At 74.1% G+C, this 16,774-nt stretch carries 15 protein-coding genes; 7 read left to right on the top strand and 8 right to left on the bottom strand.

What is annotated here, in order from left to right:
* Positions 1 to 348: 348 nt before the first annotated feature.
* The 4 genes from IHE55_RS22375 to miaA form a co-directional block, all read right to left on the bottom strand.
* Positions 349 to 2,487, bottom strand: coding sequence for a RelA/SpoT family protein (locus IHE55_RS22375; protein WP_197990651.1), 2,139 nt, complete (start codon positions 2,485 to 2,487; stop codon positions 349 to 351).
* Between the two features lie 150 nt (positions 2,488 to 2,637).
* Entirely contained in the window at positions 2,638 to 3,537 is a 900-nt protein-coding gene (gene dapF, locus IHE55_RS22370; protein WP_197990650.1) for a diaminopimelate epimerase, read from the bottom strand.
* A gap of 351 nt (positions 3,538 to 3,888) precedes the next feature.
* A complete protein-coding gene (locus IHE55_RS22365) occupies positions 3,889 to 4,467 on the bottom strand; it encodes a hypothetical protein (protein WP_197992170.1) in 579 nt (192 codons plus the stop codon).
* Positions 4,468 to 4,572: 105 nt separating this feature from the next.
* On the bottom strand, positions 4,573 to 5,511 hold the full coding sequence (gene miaA / locus IHE55_RS22360) for a tRNA (adenosine(37)-N6)-dimethylallyltransferase MiaA (protein ID WP_197990649.1): 939 nt from the start codon (positions 5,509 to 5,511) through the stop codon (positions 4,573 to 4,575).
* A gap of 181 nt (positions 5,512 to 5,692) precedes the next feature.
* Here miaA and IHE55_RS22355 point away from each other — a divergent pair, with 181 nt between their 5' ends.
* Together IHE55_RS22355 and IHE55_RS22350 are read left to right on the top strand one after the other, a co-directional pair.
* Entirely contained in the window at positions 5,693 to 5,923 is a 231-nt protein-coding gene (locus IHE55_RS22355; protein ID WP_197990648.1) for a hypothetical protein, read from the top strand.
* Between the two features lie 26 nt (positions 5,924 to 5,949).
* Entirely contained in the window at positions 5,950 to 6,276 is a 327-nt protein-coding gene (locus IHE55_RS22350) for an antitoxin (protein ID WP_197990647.1), read from the top strand.
* A 410-nt stretch (positions 6,277 to 6,686) separates the two neighbouring features.
* Here the strand turns inward: IHE55_RS22350 and IHE55_RS22345 are convergent, their stop codons facing one another.
* Together IHE55_RS22345 and miaB are read right to left on the bottom strand one after the other, a co-directional pair.
* On the bottom strand, positions 6,687 to 7,397 hold the full coding sequence (locus IHE55_RS22345; RefSeq protein WP_197990646.1) for a class III extradiol ring-cleavage dioxygenase family protein: 711 nt from the start codon (positions 7,395 to 7,397) through the stop codon (positions 6,687 to 6,689).
* Positions 7,398 to 7,647: 250 nt separating this feature from the next.
* Positions 7,648 to 9,177 carry a tRNA (N6-isopentenyl adenosine(37)-C2)-methylthiotransferase MiaB gene (gene miaB, locus IHE55_RS22340; protein WP_197990645.1) on the bottom strand — a complete coding sequence of 510 codons (1,530 nt, stop codon included), beginning with the start codon at positions 9,175 to 9,177 and terminating at the stop codon, positions 7,648 to 7,650.
* A 341-nt stretch (positions 9,178 to 9,518) separates the two neighbouring features.
* Between miaB and IHE55_RS22335 the strand changes: the two genes are divergently transcribed.
* Entirely contained in the window at positions 9,519 to 10,514 is a 996-nt protein-coding gene (locus IHE55_RS22335) for a TAXI family TRAP transporter solute-binding subunit (RefSeq protein WP_197990644.1), read from the top strand.
* A gap of 245 nt (positions 10,515 to 10,759) precedes the next feature.
* On the opposite strand, the gene IHE55_RS22330 is transcribed toward IHE55_RS22335, so the two are convergent.
* Positions 10,760 to 12,199 carry a sensor histidine kinase gene (locus IHE55_RS22330; RefSeq protein ID WP_197990643.1) on the bottom strand — a complete coding sequence of 480 codons (1,440 nt, stop codon included), beginning with the start codon at positions 12,197 to 12,199 and terminating at the stop codon, positions 10,760 to 10,762.
* Positions 12,200 to 12,216: 17 nt separating this feature from the next.
* The gene (locus IHE55_RS22325; protein ID WP_197990642.1) at positions 12,217 to 12,930 is read right to left on the bottom strand and encodes a response regulator transcription factor; all 714 of its coding nucleotides are present in this window, start codon (positions 12,928 to 12,930) and stop codon (positions 12,217 to 12,219) included.
* A gap of 308 nt (positions 12,931 to 13,238) precedes the next feature.
* Between IHE55_RS22325 and IHE55_RS22320 the strand changes: the two genes are divergently transcribed.
* From IHE55_RS22320 to IHE55_RS22305, 4 genes are all read left to right on the top strand, one after another.
* Positions 13,239 to 14,015 carry an amino acid ABC transporter ATP-binding protein gene (locus IHE55_RS22320; RefSeq protein WP_197990641.1) on the top strand — a complete coding sequence of 259 codons (777 nt, stop codon included), beginning with the start codon at positions 13,239 to 13,241 and terminating at the stop codon, positions 14,013 to 14,015.
* A gap of 202 nt (positions 14,016 to 14,217) precedes the next feature.
* Positions 14,218 to 15,030, top strand: coding sequence for a glutamate ABC transporter substrate-binding protein (locus tag IHE55_RS22315; RefSeq protein WP_197990640.1), 813 nt, complete (start codon positions 14,218 to 14,220; stop codon positions 15,028 to 15,030).
* A gap of 74 nt (positions 15,031 to 15,104) precedes the next feature.
* On the top strand, positions 15,105 to 15,773 hold the full coding sequence (locus tag IHE55_RS22310) for an amino acid ABC transporter permease (protein WP_197990639.1): 669 nt from the start codon (positions 15,105 to 15,107) through the stop codon (positions 15,771 to 15,773).
* A complete protein-coding gene (locus IHE55_RS22305; protein WP_197990638.1) occupies positions 15,770 to 16,684 on the top strand; it encodes an amino acid ABC transporter permease in 915 nt (304 codons plus the stop codon). Before IHE55_RS22310 ends, IHE55_RS22305 begins: the two co-directional genes overlap by 4 nt.
* The last annotated feature ends 90 nt before the right edge of the window (positions 16,685 to 16,774 follow it).

Raw genomic sequence — 16,774 nt, 5'->3', positions numbered from 1 at the left:
ACGCCGGACAGCGGGCCCGGGCCACCCGTTCGGCGGGGGGCCGTGGGCGGCACGCCGGGCCGGGAGGCGGGTCGGCGGACGGCCGGGCCGGGAGACGGACCGGGCGGTGAACCAGGCAGCCGGCGGCCGCCGGACCGGGAGGGTCACGCGGCCGGGGGCAGCGGGCTCGCGGGCGAGCGGGGGTGGGGACCGGTCCGAGGACGGAGCCGGATCGAGGACGAGCCGGTCCGGCCAGGGTCGGAGCCGGGGCGAGGGCCGGGCCGAGGAGGCCGGGCCGGCTGATCGGGACCGGGCCGGGGGCCTGGGGCCAGGGTCAGGGGGCAGGAGCCCCGGTTCAGGGGCCCGGAGTCAGGGCTGGTGCGCGGCCACCGGCCGGCCGGGCCGGGTGACGTCGTAGACCCCGGGGACGCGCCGCATGGCGCGGATCAGGTTCTGCAGCCGGTCCGCGTCCGGCAGCTGGACGGTGTAGGTGTGGCGGACGCGCTGCTCGTGCGGCGGCTCCACGGCGGCCGAGATCACCGCGACCCCCTCGGCGGCGATCGCCTCGGTGATGTCGGCGAGCAGATGCGGCCGGCTGAACGCCTCGGCCCGCACCGTCACCCGGTAGTCGCCGCCGGCCGGCCCGTGGTCCGGGTCCCGCCAGTGCACCCCCACCGGCACCCGCCCGGTGGCCCGCATCCGGGCCACCACCGGACACCCACGCCGATGCACCGTGACCGCCCCGCCGCGCACCGTGAAGCCGGTGACCGCGTCCGGCGGTACGGGGGTGCAGCAGCCGGCGAGCCGGACCGTGGTGGCGGCGGTGTCGGTGACCACCCCGGCCTCCCGGGGAGCCCCGCCGCCCGGCCCGGGCGCCGTCGGGCGGTCGCGGCCGGGGGCGTTGGCGGCCGGCCCCTCGGGCACCACCGGGTGGGCGGCCAGCCAGCGGCTGATGGCGATCCGGGCGGCCGGCGTGCGGGCGTGGTCCAGCCACTCCGGGGAGGGGCCGCTGGCGGCGGCGTCGCGGGCCATCAGCAGTTGCAGGGTGTCGCCGTCGTGCAGCACCGTGCCCAGGCCGGCGAGCCGGCCGTTGACCCGGGCCCCCACACAGGCGTGCGCCGCCTCGCCGTGCTCGGCGTAGGCGGCGTCCACGCAGCTGGCGCCGGCCGGCAGGCCCAGGGTGCCGCCGTCGGCGCGGAAGACGGTGATCTCCCGGTCCTGGGCGAGGTCGTCGCGCAGCGAGCTCCAGAAGGCGTCCGGGTCGGGGGTGGCGCGCTGCCAGTCCAGCAGCCGGGAGAGCCAGCCGGGGCGGGTGGGGTCGGCGCGCTCGCCGTCCGGGGCGTCGGTGCCGCCGTCGCCACCGGCCGGGGCGTACGGATTGCCCAGCGCCACCACCCCGGCCTCGGCCACCCGGTGCATCTGGTGGGTGCGGATGAGGACTTCGGCGATCCGGCCGTCGGGGCCGGCGATGGCGGTGTGCAGCGACTGGTACAGGTTGAACTTGGGGACCGCGACGAAGTCCTTGAACTCCGAGATCACCGGGGTGAAACAGGTGTGCAGCTCGCCGAGGGTCGCGTAACAGTCGGCGTCCTCGCCGACCAGCACCAGCAGCCGGCCGAGGTCGAAGCCGGTCAGGTCGCCGCGTTTGACCCGCACCCGGTGCACCGAGACGAAGTGCCGCGGCCGCACGGTGACTTCGGCGGTGATGCCCGCCTCCTGGAGCACCGCGCGCACCTCGTCCGCGAACCCGGCGAGCGGGTCCGGGCGGCCGGCGTGCGCCAGGACCAGGGCGCGGGCCTCCTCGTACTCCTCGGGGTGGAGGATGGCGAAGACCAGGTCCTCCAGCTCGGTCTTGAGGGCCTGCACGCCCAGTCGTTCGGCGAGCGGGATGAGCACGTCGCGGGTGACCTTGGCGATACGCGCCTGCTTCTCGGGTCGCATGACGCCCAGGGTGCGCATGTTGTGCAGCCGGTCGGCGAGCTTGATGGACATCACCCGGACGTCGTTGCCGGTGGCGACGAGCATCTTGCGGAAGGTCTCCGGCTCGGCGGCCGCGCCGTAGTCCACCTTCTCCAGCTTGGTGACGCCGTCCACCAGGTAGCGGACCTCCTCCCCGAACTGCTCCCCCACCTGATCCAGCGTCACCTCGGTGTCCTCGACGGTGTCGTGGAGCAGCGAGGCGGTCAGCGTGGTGGTCTCCGCGCCCAGTTCGGCCAGGATGAGGGTGACCGCGAGCGGGTGGGTGATGTAGGGCTCGCCGCTCTTGCGCATCTGGCCCCGGTGCGAGGACTCGGCCAGCACGTACGCCTGGCGCAGCACGTCCAGATCGGCCCCGGGGTGATGGGCGCGGTGCACCTTGGCGATGTGCTCGATGGCGTCGGGGAGCCGGCCGCGGGAGGCCGGCCCGAGCACGGCGGTCCTGCTGAACCGGCGGATGTTCCGCAGGTCGATACGGGGGAGGCCGCGCCTGCGGCCGAGGGCAGTGTGCTCCGTGGCCTCTGCGCTCATGGGCACCTCCGGCTGGTCGGACCGGCGTGGTGGGGTTCACCCCCGGGGCCGGTGCTTGATGCTACCGAGCCCACCACGCACGGCCGACCGCCTCTCGCCGAGAGTGAAACGGATCACCCATTCGAGCGAGTTATTTTTCCCGGAACTCGGTTATGCGTGAAGGTTCGCCGGAGCACCGGTGGACGCGCCGGCCCACCAGTCGGGGTCGATCCGCCCCTGGGCGACGATCACCGCCGGCCCGGTCATCTCCACGGTGCCGTCCGGCAGCTCGCTGATCATCAGCGTGCCACCGGGCACGTCCACGGTGTAGGTGACGGGGGTGCCGGTCACCGCGGGGTCCGCGCCGTCCCGGCGGGCGGCGGCCACCGCGACCGCGCAGGCGCCGGTGCCGCAGGAGCGGGTCTCGCCGGAGCCGCGCTCGTGGACCCGCATCGCCACGTGGCGCGGGCCGCGGTCGACCACGAACTCGACGTTGACGCCGCGGGGGTAGACGTCCGCGGGGTGGTACGCCGGGGCCGACAGCAGGGATCCGGCGTGGTCCAGGTCCTCGACGAAGGCCACCGCGTGCGGGTTGCCCATGTCGACGTTGCGGGCCGGCCAGCTGCGTTCGCCGACGGTCACCGTGACCTGTCCGTCGGGGAACCGGGCCCGGCCCATGCCGACCGTGACGTCGCCGTTCTTGGCCAGGTGCACCCGCTTCACCCCGTCCCGGGTGGCGATCGCCACGTCGCCGAACGACACGAGGCCGGCGTGCCGCAGGTAGCAGGCGAACACCCGCGAGCCGTTGCCGCACATCTCGGCGACGGAGCCGTCGCTGTTGCGGTAGTCCATGAACCACTCGGCCTCGCCGGCCATGCCGCGCGCCTCGGGGTGGGCGGCGGACCGGACGGCCCGCAGCAACCCGTCGCCGCCGATGCCGGCGCGGCGGTCGCAGAGCCGGGCCACCTGGGCCGGGGACAGCTCGGTCGTACCGTCGGGGTCGGGGACGATCACGAAGTCGTTCTCGGTGCCGTGGCCCTTGAGGAAGGAAAGGGGTGCGGTAGTGCTCACCTGAACGATCCTACGGGGAGCCGCGGTGATCCGCCGGTCCGGCCGGAGGCGCGCGATCACCGGCGCCCCGGGGACGGGGACCGACGGCAGCCCCTGGCGGGGTGTGACGGCGGCCCGGTGGGTGTGCCCGGGACCGCCCGGCGCGGCGGCTCCCGGCACGGCTCGCTGCGGCGGCTCCCGGTGTCCGGCGGGCCCCGGTACCGGCCCGGCCCGGCGCGCGTACCGCCCGGGGGTCTCCGACGGGTGGTACGCGCGGAGGATCTTCGGTACGCAGCCTCCAGGGCGTCTCCGGCGCATCCCGGTGGGTCGGCGGCCCGCGCGGAGGGGCGGGGACGGCACCGGCCCGAGCGGCTAGCGCAGCCGCGCCACGCGCCAGATCGCGAGGGCGGCCAGCACCGCCACCACGGCCACGTAGAGGGCGACGAAGCGCCAGTCGGGGCGGCGTCCGGAGCCCCGGGGGGGCAGGCCGGGCCAGGTGTAGCCCACCCGCCGGGCGGCCATCAGTCCCCATCCGGCGGCGCAGCAGCTGAGCAGCAGCCCCAGCATGGCGACCACCGCGCCGCCGTCGCCGAACTCGAAGGCGAGCGGGAAGGCGAACATCAGCGAGCCGAGGATCGCCAGGCCCACGATCGGGGCGATCTGCCAGATCCGGAACCGCCGGGGCGGGCGCAGGTCGCGGAAGGACTCCCCGGAGGCGCCGGGGGCTCCCGGCAGCTCCTCGCCGTCCGGGGAACCGGGGTCTTCGCCGGTCAGCGGGGGCGGGCCGGCCGGGTCCACGGCGGTGCCGCCGGGGAGCCGGGGGGCGCCGTCCCCGTCCGTGAGGCCGCCGGCGTCCGCGGGGCCGCCGGTGGGGTCGTCGTCGGGCCCGTCCGGCGGGAACGTCCCCGGATCACCCTGCTGCTGTGAAGTGTCGCGAGGGCCGGCCTCCATCGCCACACGCCCTCCCAACTCCAGACACGGCACGATCGAAGCTCGATGATGGCACGGGCGCGGGGGCCCCATTGACCCCCGGAGCGTCCCGATGCCATCACGTGATCAGGCTGTGACCGCTCGTTCGACCAACGCCAGCGCGCGGGCTTCGAGTTCCGCCCGGTCGGCGATTGCGCCGCTGAGCCAGTGGACCCGCGGATCGCGCCGGAACCAGGAGTCCTGGCGGCGCGCGAACCGCTTGGTCGCGCGGACCGTCTCGCTCCGCGCCTCCTCCTCGGTGCACTCCCCCGCCAGCGCGGTGAGCACCTGCTGGTAGCCCAGCGCGCGGGAGGCGGTACGCCCCTCGCGCAGCCCCCGGGCCTCCAGCGCGCGCACCTCCTCGACCAGTCCGGCCTCCCACATCCGGTCCACCCGCCGGGCGATCCGCTCGTCGAGTTCCGGCCGCGCCACATCGACACCGATCTGGAGCGTGTCGTAGACGGCCTGGTGCCCCGGGAGGTTGGCGGTGAAGGGCCGGCCGGTGATCTCGATGACCTCCAGCGCGCGCACCACCCGGCGGCCGTTGCTGGGCAGGATGGCGCGGGCCGCGTCCGGGTCGGCGGCGGCCAGCCTGGCGTGCAGGGCGCCGGAACCCACCTCGGCCAGCTCCGCCTCCAGCCGGGCCCGGACCGCCGGGTCGGTGCCGGGGAACTCCAGGGCGTCGATGGCCCCGCGGATGTACAGGCCGGAGCCGCCCACCAGGACCGGGGTGCGGCCCTGGGCGAGCAGCCGGTCGATCTCGGCCCGCGCCAGACGCTGGTACTCGGCGACGCTGGCCGTCCGCGTCACGTCCCAGATGTCCAGCAGGCGGTGCGGGATGCCCTGCTGCTCGGCCGGGGTGAGCTTGGCGGTGCCGATGTCCATGCCGCGGTAGAGCTGCATGGAGTCGGCATTGATCACCTCGCCGCCGAGGCGGCGGGCGAGGGCCACGCCCAGATCCGATTTGCCGGCCGCCGTGGGCCCGACGACGGCGATGACCCGCGGTGCGGGGACTGCGCTGTTCACGAGGGACAGTTTCGCAAACCTCGCGGACACCCCCGGAACGAGTGACGTGACGCCTGCCGGGCGGAGTCGTTGCCCGAGCGAGATGCCGTGATCCGGTCCCGGTACCGGATCGGCGGGCAGCGCCCTGGGACGCCCCCGTCATCACGGAATTTCACCCACACGAGTAAGGTATGGAGTGGATATGGGCGTTTTTTCAAGGTTTCGCCGACGCAAGGCCGAGGCGTCAACCGAGGAGGCCGCGACCGTCGCCCAGAAGGATGATTCCGCCGCCGCTGCGGTTGACTCGGAACCCGCTCCGGCGGACCGGGCCGACGCAGAGCCGGCCCCCGCGTCGGAGGGCGTGGGCATCCCCAAGCAGCAGGGCGCGGACGAGGCGGCGGACAACGAGACCGGTGAGGACGCCCGCGCGTAGCACCTCTGATCAGGGAGGGTGACCCGATGGGCCTGCTGGACACACTCAGGGCGAGGGCCGGCGCCGCGAAGAGCAAGGCCGGTGACTTCGTGCAGCAGCACGAGGACCAGATCCAGCGAGGTCTGGACAAGGCCGCCAGAACGGTGGATTCCCGGACCAAGGGCAAGTACCGCGGCCGGATCGAGACGGGCACGGGCAAGGCCAAGGAGACGCTCGGCCGCTTCGCACGGAAGGAAGCGGCAGGGCCCGGCACCACCCCGCCGGGCGACCGCTCGGCCCCCGGCCCGGAGAGCGGCACCGGGACCGGACCGCAGGACGGCGCCGGACCGGCGGGCACCACGCCCGGCGGGTGAACGCCCGACGGCCGCGGAGAGCCCCGCCGCGGCCGTCCCCGCCCCACCCGGGGCCCGTCACCGGATCCCCGCCGGCGCCGTCGCGTCCCGCCCGGGGCCCGTCGGCGCCCTGCCTCCCCCGTTGCCGTCCCAACGGGCCCGTCGAAGCCCCTCGCCGGCCCTCACCCCGGGCAGCGTCGGCGTCCCGCCGGCTGGCGTCGCCGTCCCCCCGCGGCCGCCGGCACCTCGTCGTGACCGCGCCCGGACGCCGCGGTCCCGTCGTGACCGTGCCCGGCCGCCGCGGTTCCGTCGTGACCGTCATCAGCCGTCGCGAGCCGCTCCGACCTGCTCGGCGGTGCGCCGCCCGTGGCCGACCGTCGGCCGGTGCACGGCGCAGCGCGCCCCCGTGCCCGTGCCCCCGGGGCGGTCCTTCAGGACCAGGTCGCGACCAGGTAGCCCACCCCGTAGGGGGCGTCGTCGTACAGCAGCGCGCCGGTCGGCCGGGTGCCGCCGGCCGCGGCCGCCAGCACCTGCCAGGGGGCGCGCCCGGCCACCCGCAGCTCGGCCGCGAGACCGGCGTCCAGCGCTGCCAGGGCGGCGGTGTCGGCGGTGCCCAGGGCGCGCGCCACCGCCGCGTCGAAACCGGCGGCCCGCTCGTCGAGGTAGCCGGGGGCCTTCAGCGACCGGCAGGCGCTGCCGTCGCCCATCACCAGCAGCGCGAGCCGTCCGGCCGGGTCAGCCAGCTCACGGCCGGTCGCGGCGCACGCGTCGCCGTCCGCCGTCTCGGCGACGGCCAGCCCCTCGACCGGAGCGGCGGCCCACCCGGTCCGCTCCAGCAGCCAGGCCGCCACGGCGAGGGAGACCGGCAGCGGCCTCGCCTCGGCCGGCTCCCCGGCGCCCAGCCGGACCTCGGCCTCCACCCCGAAGCCCCGGAACGAGCCGGGGGCGCCCTGCGGGTACCGCCCGGCCTCCTCCGGTCCGGCCGGGCCGACCACCACCAGGCGGTCCGGCCGGGCGGCCGCGAGCACCCCCACGGCGTCCGCGCAGGCGGCACGGAGCGCGGCCAGTTCGGGCGCTGCGCCCGCCGCGACCTCGGGGACGAGGACCGGCGGGCAGGGGCAGATGGCGGCGGCGGCAAGCATGGCCGGAACCCTAGCCGACCCGTCCCCGGCCGCGCGGGCGGTACCGGCCGTACCGGTCACCCCGGCCGCGGGGCGACCGGTCCACCGGGCCCGCTCCGGGCCCGCCCGTCGTCCGGCACCCCCGTCGCACAGCACCCCCGTCGTTGGCACCGCCGTCGCACAGCACCCCCGTCGCACGGCACCGCCGTCGTCCGGCGGCACGTCCGTCGCGGGTCCCCGTCCGTGAGGTGCCGCACCGGGCCCGGTCGGGTCAGTCGCAGCCGCAGCCGGCGGCCGGTGCCGGGACCGCGGCCGGTGCGCCGACGGTGGGCAGCCCCAGCATCACGCCCTGCGGCTTCTGCTGCGGGGCGGCGTTCCGCCGCTCCCAGGCGTCCCCGGCGCGGGTTCGCCGCACGGCCCGGACCGGTCCCTCGGCCAGCAGGTGGTGCGGGGCCGCGTAGGTGACCTCCACCGTCGCCACGTCACCGGGGCGGACCGGCTCGGCGGGGCGGGTGAAGTGGACCAGCCGGTTGTCCGGGGCGCGGCCGGACAGCCGCCGGGTGGCGTCGTCCTTGCGGCCCTCGCCCTCGGCGACCATCACCTCCAGCGTGCGGCCGACCTGCTTCTTGTTCTCGGCCCAGGAGATCTCCTCCTGGAGGGCCACCAGCCGCTCGTACCGCCCCTGCACGACCTCCTTGGGCACCTGGCCGTCCATCTCGGCTGCCGGCGTGCCGGGCCGCTTGGAGTACTGGAAGGTGAACGCCTGGGCGAACCGGGCCTCGCGCACCACGTGCAGGGTCTGTTCGAAGTCCTCCTCGGTCTCGCCGGGGAAGCCCACGATGATGTCGGTGGAGATGGCGGCGTGCGGGATCGCGGCGCGGACCTTCTCGATGATGCCCAGGTAGCGCTCCTGGCGGTAGGAGCGGCGCATCGCCTTGAGCACGGTGTCGGAGCCGGACTGCAGCGGCATGTGGAGCTGCGGCATCACGTTGGGGGTCTCCGCCATGGCGGCGATCACGTCATCGGTGAAGTCGCGGGGGTGCGGCGAGGTGAAGCGCACCCGCTCCAGCCCCTCGATCCGGCCGCAGGCGCGCAGCAGCTTGGAGAACGCCTCCCGGTCGCCGATGTCGGAACCGTAGGCGTTGACGTTCTGGCCGAGCAGGGTGATCTCGGTGACGCCCTCGGCGACCAGCGCCTCCACCTCGGCGAGGATGTCCCCGGGCCGGCGGTCCTTCTCCTTGCCGCGCAGCGCCGGGACGATGCAGAAGGTGCAGGTGTTGTTGCAGCCGACGGAGATGGAGACCCACGCGGCGTAGGCGGACTCGCGGCGGGTGGGGAGCGTGGAGGGGAACGCCTCCAGCGACTCGGCGATCTCCACCTGTGCCGCTTCCTGGATCCGGGCGCGCTCCAGCAGCACCGGCAGCTTGCCGATGTTGTGCGTGCCGAACACCACGTCCACCCACGGGGCGCGCTTGACGATGGTGTCGCGGTCCTTCTGTGCCAGGCAGCCTCCGACGGCGATCTGCATCCCCGGCCGCCGGGCCTTGATCGGGGCCAGCCGGCCGAGGTTGCCGTAGAGCCGGTTGTCGGCGTTCTCCCGCACCGCGCAGGTGTTGAAGACGATGATGTCGGCCTCGCCCTCGGCGGTGCCCCGGGGCGCGCGCACGTAGCCGGCGTCCTCCAGCAGACCCGACAGCCGCTCGGAGTCGTGGACGTTCATCTGGCACCCGTAGGTGCGGATCTCGTAGCTCTTGGGGGTGTGAACGTCCACGTCGGGGCTCCGGTCGCTGCTGCTGGTCATGGTTCAAGAGTAGGGCGTCCGGGGGACACCTCCCGCCGCGGGAGCGGCCGGTGATCACCGTCCGGCGCGGGGCCGTGCCGCCCCTCCGCCGGGCGCGCCGCCGGCGGAGGTCCCGGGTGCGCGGGCACCGGGGCCGCACACCGGACGGACCGCCGGGTGCCGTCCGGCGGCGGGGGCCCGCGGGCAGCCGGCGGGGCCCGCGGGCGGACCGGTGCGCCGCGTGGGGGGCGTGCGCGCGTCACCGCCCGGTGGCGCCGCGCACCGCCGGTGAGCGCCGGCGCTCGCGTCCGGCCGCCGCCCGGCCCTCCCTCCCCGGCCGGAAAGCTGGCAGGATCCAGGGCATGTCCGTCGGTTCCGCCTCCCCGCGCCGCCGCCGTCTGCTGTCGTCCGTGGCGGCGGCCGTGGCGCTGGTGACGCTGTTGTGGTGGCTGCTGCCGGTCGGCTCGGACAGCACGCCGCGGGGGCGGGTGGTGCTCTCCACCGGCGTGCCCACCGGGGTGTACGAGAGGTACGGCACCCTGCTCCGGGCCGATCTGCGCCGGGACCTGCCGGAGGTGGAGGTGGAGCTGCTGCACAGCCAGGGCTCGGTGGACAACCTGCACCGGGTGGCCGCTGGGAAGGCGTCGTTCGCCATCGCCACCGCCGACGCGGCCGCCTCCTACGCCGCCGACGGCGGGAAGGGGGCGGAGCGGCTGCGGGCCTGCGCGCGGCTGTACGACGACTACGTGCAGCTGGTGGTCCCGCAGGGCTCGCCGGTGCGGTCGGCGGCGGACCTGGCCGGGCGGCGGGTGGGCGTCGGCGAGGACCGGTCGGGCGTCCAACTGATCTCCCGGCGGCTGCTCACCGCCGCCGGGCTGGACCTGGACACCGACATCCGGGCCCAGCGGGTGGGCATCGACCGGATGACGCGGCTGATGCGGGAGGGCGAGCTGGACGCGTTCTTCTGGTCCGGCGGCCTGCCCACGAAGGCGCTGCAGGACCTGGTCCGGAACGTACCGGTGCGGCTGGTGCCGCTGAGCGATCTCGCCGGTCCGCTGCACAGGCAGGGTGAGCGCACCCGCTACTACCGGGCCGCGGTGATGCCCCCGGACGCCTACCCGTGGGTCCAGCGGGGCGAGGCGATCAAGACGATCGCGGTGGCGAACCTGCTGGTGACGACCGAGGACGCGGACGCCGAGCTGACCGAGGCGATCACCCGCACGGTGATCCGCAGCCGGGACCGGATCGGCGAGGAGGTGCACGCGGCGCAGAAGGTGGACCTGCGGACGGCGGTCTTCACCGATCCGCTGCCGCTGCACGAGGGCGCGGCGCGCTACTACCGGTCGGTCAAGCCGTAGGCGCCGCGCGCCGACGGCGCCCGCGGGGACACCGACGGCCGGCCCGGCAGCCGGCGACGGACGGCCCGACGACGGAGGGCCCGGCGGCAGGCGCCCGGCCGGCAGGTGCCCGGCGCCCCGTGGCCGGACCGGGCCGCCGGTATCCGTGGGACGGCCGGTATCCGTGGGAGCCGGTATTCGTGGGACGGCCGGGGGGCCGCGCCGGGCCGGTACCGGGCGCGGCCCGGCACCCGGCGGGTGGCGCCTCAGCCCTGGTCCGGCCCCTCGGGGTGGCGCGGGACGGTGATGGTCACCCGCAGGCCGGTGGGCCGGTTGGGGGCGAAAGAGAGGGTGGCCCCGCCGGCCGCCAGCAGCGCGCGGGAGATGGACAGCCCCAGCCCGGAGCCGGAGACGTTCTGGTGACGGTTGCTGCGCCAGAAGCGGTCGCCGATCCGGGCGAGTTCGTCCTCGGTGAGTCCGGGGCCGCCGTCGGCGACGGTGACGGTGACCGTGCCGGCGTCCGGGGGGACCGCCACCAGGACCTCGACCGCCTGCCCCTCGGGGGTGAACTTCAGCGCGTTGTCGATCACCGCGTCCAGGGCGCTGGAGAGAGCCACCGGGTCGGCCCAGCCGGCGGCCGCGGCCGGGCCGGCGCAGGACAGCCGGACCCCCTCGCTCTCCGCCAGCGGCAGCCAGGCGCCCACCCGGTCGGTGGCGAGTTCGGCGATGTCGGTGAGGACCGGCCGGCTCGCCGAGTGCTCGGCCAGCGCCAGGTCGAGCAGGTCGTCCAGGACCCGGGCCAGGCGCCGGCCCTCGGCGCGTACCGAGGCGATCTCCGCGTGGCCGTCGGGGAGGTCCAGGGCGAGCAGCTCGATCCGCAGCAGCAGCGCGGAGAGCGGGTTGCGCAGCTGGTGGGAGGCGTCGGCGACGAACGCCCGCTGCTGCTCCAGGACTTCCTCGACGTTGTCGGCCATCTCGTTGAACGAGCGGGCCAGGCGGCGGAGTTCGGGCGGTCCGGAGGCGGCGGCGACCCGGGAGTTCATCTTGCCGGTGGCGATGCCGTGGGCGGCGGCGTCCAGGATGCGGATGGGGCGCAGCACCCAGCCGGTGAGCCGGATGGCGGCGGCCACGGCCAGCAGCATCGCCGCCGCCTCGCCGCCGGCGATCAGCAGCCAGCCGTGCAGGATGCGGGAGCGCATCGGTCCGGTGGGCGACTCGGTGACCACCACGTACACCACGTCCCCGTCGCGGATCACCGGCGAGGCGACGGTGAGGGTGTGCCGCTGCCAGGGCCACACCTGGCCGGGGTCGTGGCTGCGGCGGCCGGCGAGCGCCTCGGCGAAGGCCCGGCCGCCCTCGCCGTCGCCGGGCGGCTGCCAGCCCACCGGAGCCTGGGCCAGCGGGGTGCCGGTGCGCTGGAAGACACCGGCCTTGATGCCGTACACCTCGTGGTAGCGGGTGAGGTCGTCGCGGAGCGTGGCCAGCCGGCGCTCCTCCTCGGCGGCCGTGGCGTCATCGGCGATGTCCGTCCCCGGGCCGGAGGTCACCGACTGGGCGAGCGCGGCGAACCGCGCGGTGTCGTCGATCCGGTCCACGATCACCCGCTGCTGCTCGCGCGCGGCGAGGCTGGCGGCGAGCGGGAAGCCGAGGGCCAGCAGCACGCTGGCCATGAGCACGATGAGCAGCGGGAGGAGTCGGGCGCGCACGGGTGGGCCGGGTGCCGTCAGCGGACGGGCGGCGGGACGAGCCGGTAGCCGACCCCCCGTACCGTCTCGATCAGCGCGGGCATCCGCAGCTTGGAGCGGAGCGAGGCGATGTGCACCTCCAGGGTGCGCCCGGTCCCCTCCCAGCTGGTCCGCCACACCTCGCTGATGATCTGTTCCCGGCGGAAGACCACGCCGGGACGCTGGGCGAGCAGGGCGAGCAGGTCGAACTCCTTGCGGGTCAGCGGGACGGTGGAACCGCCCACCGCGACCTGCCGGGTGGGGAGTTCGATGGTGAGCGGACCCAGGCGCAGCGGCGGCCGGGGACCGTCGGCCGGGGTGTCGTCGGCGGGACCGGTGGTCTCGGCGGGGACGGTGCGGCGGCTCACCGCGTGGATGCGGGCGAGGAGTTCCATGGGGTCGTAGGGCTTGACCACGTAGTCGTCGGCGCCGAGGTTGAGGCCGTGGATGCGGGACCGGACGTCGGCGCGCGCGGTCACCATGATCACCGGGGTGGCGGTGAGCCGGCGGATGCGGCCGCAGACCTCGAAGCCGTCCCGGTCCGGCAGGCCGAGGTCGAGCAGGATGACGCCGAACGGCGTCCGGCCGGGGAGCAGCGCCTGGAGCGCCTCCTCGCCGCCGCGCGCGTGGGTGACGTCGAAGCCGTGCCGCGCGAGCACGGCCGACAGGGCGGCGGCGACGTGGTTGTCGTCCTCGACGAGCAGCAGCCTCATCGCCCTCTCCTGTCCTTTGTCGGGTGTCGCACGGTGGGGTCGTCGCGGGGCCGGCCCGGGCCGGAAGCGGTACGGCGGCCGGCCGGTGCCCCAGGGAATCCACTCCGATGGGCGGGGTGCACGTCAAGACGCATCGTGACGTGCGCGGGTTCCGTTACCCAGCCGGTACGGAACATTCCGCGTCCTGTTCACGCAGAGTGTCGGTTTGCGGCCGGATCGTTATGCTCAATTTCCGCTCAGATGTAATGACGCTGGTCGCACCCCGTCACTAAGGTCCTCCCAACCGAGGAGGATGGAGCGAGACGCCGATGAGCGAAGTATCGGTGACCAAGGACGCCGCGACGGCGGCGGGCGAACTGGTCGCGCTGTCAGGAGTCAACAAACACTTCGGCGCGCTGCACGTGCTCCAGGACATCAACCTGTCCATATCCCGGGGTGAGGTCGTCGTCGTCATCGGACCCTCGGGTTCGGGCAAATCGACCCTGTGCCGCACGATCAACCGGCTGGAGACGATCGACTCCGGGTCGATCACCATCGACGGGAACCCGCTGCCCGATGAGGGCAAGGAGCTGGCCAGGCTCCGCGCCGACGTCGGCATGGTCTTCCAGTCGTTCAACCTCTTCGCGCACAAGACGGTGCTGGAGAACGTCACTCTGGGCCAGATCAAGGTGCGCAGGACGGAGAAGAAGGCCGCCGAGGAGAAGGCCCGCGCGCTGCTGGACCGGGTCGGCGTCGGCACCCAGGCCGACAAGTACCCGGCGCAGCTGTCGGGCGGTCAGCAGCAGCGGGTGGCCATCGCCCGCGCGCTGGCCATGGAGCCGAAGGTGATGCTCTTCGACGAGCCGACCTCCGCGCTCGACCCGGAGATGATCAACGAGGTGCTCGACGTGATGCGGCAGCTCGCCCAGGACGGCATGACGATGGTCGTCGTCACGCACGAGATGGGCTTCGCCCGCTCCGCCGCCAACCGGGTCGTCTTCATGGCGGACGGCCGCATCGTCGAAGAGGCCGCGCCGGAGCAGTTCTTCAGCAACCCGCGCAGCGACCGCGCCAAGGACTTCCTGTCCAAGATCCTGCACCACTGACCCGCACCCCGAGCGGTGCCGGCCGGTGAGCCCGCGGCGGGAACCCCCGCCGCGCGGACGCACCCCAGCCGGCACCGCGGGAGCGGTCACCGCCCGGGGCGGGCCGGCGCCCCGGCGGTGCCGCACCGTTCCGACGACGCACCGGGCCGACGGCTCGAAGGTCCACCACTCGACGACTCGACGAAGCCAAAGGATGTACACCATGAAGTTCCGCAGGACGGCCGCCGCGGCCGCCGCCGTGCTCTCCCTGTCCCTCACCGCCACCGCCTGCGGCTCCGGCGACGACGACAAGATCAAGATCGGCATCAAGTTCGACCAGCCGGGTCTGGGCCTGAAGACGCCGGACGGCAAGTACCAGGGCTTCGACGTCGATGTCGCCAAGTACGTCGCCAAGGAACTCGGTTACGACGAGAAGGACATCGAGTGGAAGCAGGCGCCCAGCGCCGAGCGCGAGAACATGCTCTCGCGCGGCGACGTGAAGCTCATCGTCGCCACCTACTCGATCACCCCCGAGCGCAAGGAGAAGGTCAGCTTCGCGGGGCCGTACCTGCTGGCCCACCAGGATCTGCTGATCCGCGCGGACGACAACTCCATCAAGGACGTCAAGGACATCAACTCCAAGAAGCTGTGCTCGGTCACCGGCTCCACGTCCGCCCAGAACGTCAAGAAGGACTTCGCGCCCGACGCGGAGCTGCAGCGCTACAACCAGTACTCGCAGTGCCTGACCGGCCTGGAGAACAAGAACCTGGACGCGCTGACCACCGATGACTCGATCCTCGCGGGCTACGCCGCACAGGACAAGCACAAGGGGAAGTTCAAGCTCGCCGGCCTCCAGCTGAGCGACGAGAACTACGGCATCGGCATCAAGAAGGGCGACAAGGACCTGCAGACCAAGATCAACAAGGCGCTGCAGAAGATGATCGACGAGGGCGCCTGGGACAAGGCCGTCAAGGACAACTTCGGCCCGGCGAACTACAAGAACGAGCCCGCTCCGCAGATCACCGAGAAGGGCTGATCGGCACGCCGGCGCGCCGCCCCCTCCGGGCGGCGCGCCCCTACCATCCGAACCTGGGGAGAGCGCGGTAGAACGTGTTCGATTTTCTTGAAGGGTACGACCTGCTGGCGGCCTTCTGGGTCACGGTGAAGCTCACCGTGTTCTCGGCCATCGGCTCCCTGATCTGGGGAACCCTCCTCGCCGCCATGCGGGTCAGCCCGGTCCCGGTCATGCGGGCCTTCGGCACCGCGTACGTGAACATCGTGCGGAACACTCCGCTGACCATCGTCATCGTCTTCGCCTCCCTGGGGCTGTACCAGACGCTGGGCATATCGCTCCTCGGCGGCACGCTCGACGACATCAACTTCCAGCTGGCGGTCCTGGCCCTGGCGGCGTACACCGCCTCGTTCGTCTGCGAGGCGCTGCGGTCGGGCATCAACACCGTCCCCGTCGGGCAGGCCGAGGCGGCCCGGGCACTGGGCCTGAACTTCCGTCAGGTGCTGACCCTGGTGGTCCTGCCGCAGGCGTTCCGCGCGGTGGTGGCGCCGCTGGCCAACGTGCTGATCGCCCTCACCAAGAACACCACGGTGGCCGCGGCCATCGGGGTGGCCGAGGCCGCGACGCTGATGAAGGACATGATCGAGAACGAGAGTGACGCCATCTTCCTGGTGTTCTCGGTCTTCGCCTTCGGTTTCGTCGTCCTGACCCTCCCGACCGGCCTGCTGCTCGGCTGGCTCAGCAAGCGTGTGGCGGTGAAGCGATGAGCAACAACCTCTCCGTTCTCTACGACGCCCCCGGCCCGCGGGCCCGGCGGCGCAACCACCTCTACACCGTCCTGTTCGTGGTCGCCCTCGCCCTCGCCGCCTGGTGGGTGCTGGACACCATGGCGGAGAAGCACCAGCTGGACGGCGACAAGTGGAAGCCGTTCGTCACCGATGGCCGGGTCTGGACCGAGTACCTCCTCCCGGGCCTGGGCGAGACCCTCAAGGCCGCCCTGCTGGCCATCCTGATCGCACTGCCGCTGGGCGCCGCGCTGGGCATCGCGCGCCTGTCCGACCACCGGTGGGTGCGGGTCCCGGCCGGTGTGGTGGTGGAGTTCTTCCGCGCCATCCCGGTGCTGATGCTGATGCTCTTCGCCAACCAGGCGTACTCGGAGTTCACCACCGTCGAGTCGGAGGTGCGCCCGCTGATCGCCGTGGTGACCGGCCTGGTGCTGTACAACGCGTCGGTCATCGCCGAGGTGGTCCGGGCGGGCATCCTCTCGCTGCCCCGCGGCCAGAACGACGCCGCGCAGGCGATCGGCATGCGCAAGGGCCAGATCATGGTCTCGGTGCTGCTGCCGCAGGCGGTGACCGTGATGCTGCCGGCGCTCGTCAGCCAGCTGGTCGTCATCGTGAAGGACACCGCGCTGGGCGGCGCGCTGCTGGGCTTCGAGGAGCTGTTCACCCAGATCTCGCTGATCGACTCCTTCTACGCCAACACCATCGCCGCGCTGGTCGTGGTCGCGCTGGTCTACGTGGTGGTGAACACCGCGCTCACCTCCTTCGCCGGCTGGCTGGAGGGCCGGCTGCGGCGCGGCCGCAGGAGCGGCGGCGTGGTCCCGCCCAAGGCCGCCGGCGACCCGGCGGACGACCTGGTGAAGCTGACCGACCAGGCCGGCGGCCGGGCCGTGTGACCGGCAGTACCCTCCGTGAGCGGCGGGCGGCGGCGGACACGCCGCCGCCCGTGCCGTTTCCGCCCGCTTTCCTCGCTTGACGTGAACGCC

The sequence above is a fragment of the Streptomyces pactum genome, from assembly GCF_016031615.1.
Classification (GTDB): domain Bacteria; phylum Actinomycetota; class Actinomycetes; order Streptomycetales; family Streptomycetaceae; genus Streptomyces; species Streptomyces pactus.
Note: the sequence above shows the minus strand (reverse complement) of the source record. Positions and strands in the feature narration are given on the sequence as shown.

Excerpts from the sequence above, each read along its gene's own strand:
- IHE55_RS22355 (WP_197990648.1), top strand. The coding sequence starts at position 5,693 with ATGGGCGTTTTTTCAAGGTTTCGCCGACGCAAGGCCGAGGCGTCAACC.
- IHE55_RS22305 (WP_197990638.1), top strand. The coding sequence starts at position 15,770 with ATGAGCAACAACCTCTCCGTTCTCTACGACGCCCCCGGCCCGCGGGCC.
- IHE55_RS22375 (WP_197990651.1), bottom strand. The coding sequence starts at position 2,487 with ATGAGCGCAGAGGCCACGGAGCACACTGCCCTCGGCCGCAGGCGCGGC.
- IHE55_RS22335 (WP_197990644.1), top strand. The coding sequence starts at position 9,519 with ATGTCCGTCGGTTCCGCCTCCCCGCGCCGCCGCCGTCTGCTGTCGTCC.
- IHE55_RS22315 (WP_197990640.1), top strand. The coding sequence starts at position 14,218 with ATGAAGTTCCGCAGGACGGCCGCCGCGGCCGCCGCCGTGCTCTCCCTG.
- miaB (WP_197990645.1), bottom strand. The coding sequence starts at position 9,177 with ATGACCAGCAGCAGCGACCGGAGCCCCGACGTGGACGTTCACACCCCC.
- IHE55_RS22325 (WP_197990642.1), bottom strand. The coding sequence starts at position 12,930 with ATGAGGCTGCTGCTCGTCGAGGACGACAACCACGTCGCCGCCGCCCTG.
- IHE55_RS22350 (WP_197990647.1), top strand. The coding sequence starts at position 5,950 with ATGGGCCTGCTGGACACACTCAGGGCGAGGGCCGGCGCCGCGAAGAGC.
- IHE55_RS22365 (WP_197992170.1), bottom strand. The coding sequence starts at position 4,467 with ATGGAGGCCGGCCCTCGCGACACTTCACAGCAGCAGGGTGATCCGGGG.
- IHE55_RS22345 (WP_197990646.1), bottom strand. The coding sequence starts at position 7,397 with ATGCTTGCCGCCGCCGCCATCTGCCCCTGCCCGCCGGTCCTCGTCCCC.
- IHE55_RS22320 (WP_197990641.1), top strand. The coding sequence starts at position 13,239 with ATGAGCGAAGTATCGGTGACCAAGGACGCCGCGACGGCGGCGGGCGAA.